The following is a 1,029-nucleotide window of genomic DNA, read 5'->3' as shown; positions in this document are numbered from 1 at the left end:
GATGCGATCGGGTAAAGTCTGTAAAGAAGAGAAAAGTTGATTTTTGAGTGGTTTCTTGAGGAGCTGCCAAAGCCTTTCAATGGGATTGAGTTCAGGGGCTGAAGGTGGTTGATACAGAGGAATAATATTTTCTGGCCAACGAATCGCTGAACTTGTATGAGCAGGTGCTTGGTCAACCTGTAAAATAGCATAATCTGAGCCGAATTGTTGAGATAGCCAGTCCAAGAACTGTTGAAAACACTCGCCATTCAATTTCGGATACTCATAATGTTGTGGTCTCCAGTCAATGGTTCAATTGCACCATAAATCCAAAAATTTTCCCGTGGTCATTTCACCTCAACAGTCGGCTTGACTCCAGAGGCAGTAATCACTTTTCCTGTGAGAGTTTTCAGTCCCACCCTCGTTTCATCCTGGCACAGGTAGCGAATATACTTGTCGGGTGCTAGATGTTCTTCTAGACAATTAAGAATAATTCCGAGTTTTTTTTTAAATCAGATATCAATTTCTCGTCTTGATTGTGGCTTTGAGGGCGAGGCACTTTTAGTTTTGCCCCTAATCGATATCGAACCCATACATAAACCGTTGCATACTCTATGTCTTGTCCATGTTCTTGTTTCAACCACTCGACGATTGCACCGTAACTACTAAATCCTTTCCCTGTTTCCAGTTCAAGATTAAGGGAAGCGAGTGCCTGATCGTTAATTTTTCGTTTTGCTCCTGCTGCTTTCTTAATTTCTAACAAGCCAGACAGTCCACTCGCTCTATACTTCTGCAACCATCTTGTCACCGTTGAAGTATCTCTGGTCAAGCGTTTTCCAATTTCTTGCTGTTGGTTGACTTGACCACTCTTGAGCCACCACAACATTTGTAACTTTTCTTTTTGGATTCCTGAAGACGCTGTTTGTAGGCGTTTTTTTAGTTCCTCTTCGCTCTCGGCGATCTCAATTTGCAATGGGCGGCTCATGGGTATATCAACTTACCGAGTTTGCTTTCCCCTATTATATGCAGCTTCATATTAAATTGGTATAA

At 42.0% G+C, this 1,029-nt stretch carries 2 protein-coding genes; both read right to left on the bottom strand.

The annotated features are described in order from the left end of the window. The coding region (locus RMY00_RS36030) for a transposase (RefSeq protein WP_322652132.1) at nucleotides 1–288 on the bottom strand (288 nt) is incomplete at its 3' end. 166 nt (nucleotides 289–454) lie between these two features. Further along, complete coding sequence (locus RMY00_RS36025) at nucleotides 455–964, bottom strand: helix-turn-helix domain-containing protein (protein WP_322652131.1); 510 nt, start codon at nucleotides 962–964, stop codon at nucleotides 455–457. Nucleotides 965–1,029 lie beyond the last annotated feature (65 nt).

The organism is Nostoc sp. ChiVER01 (assembly GCF_034531155.1).
GTDB lineage: Bacteria > Cyanobacteriota > Cyanobacteriia > Cyanobacteriales > Nostocaceae > Nostoc.
This window is presented reverse-complemented; position numbering and strand designations above follow the sequence as displayed.

What these genes read in the sequence shown, in the direction of transcription:
- RMY00_RS36025 (WP_322652131.1), bottom strand. Translation starts at nt 964, where the DNA reads ATGAGCCGCCCATTGCAAATTGAGATCGCCGAGAGCGAAGAGGAACTA.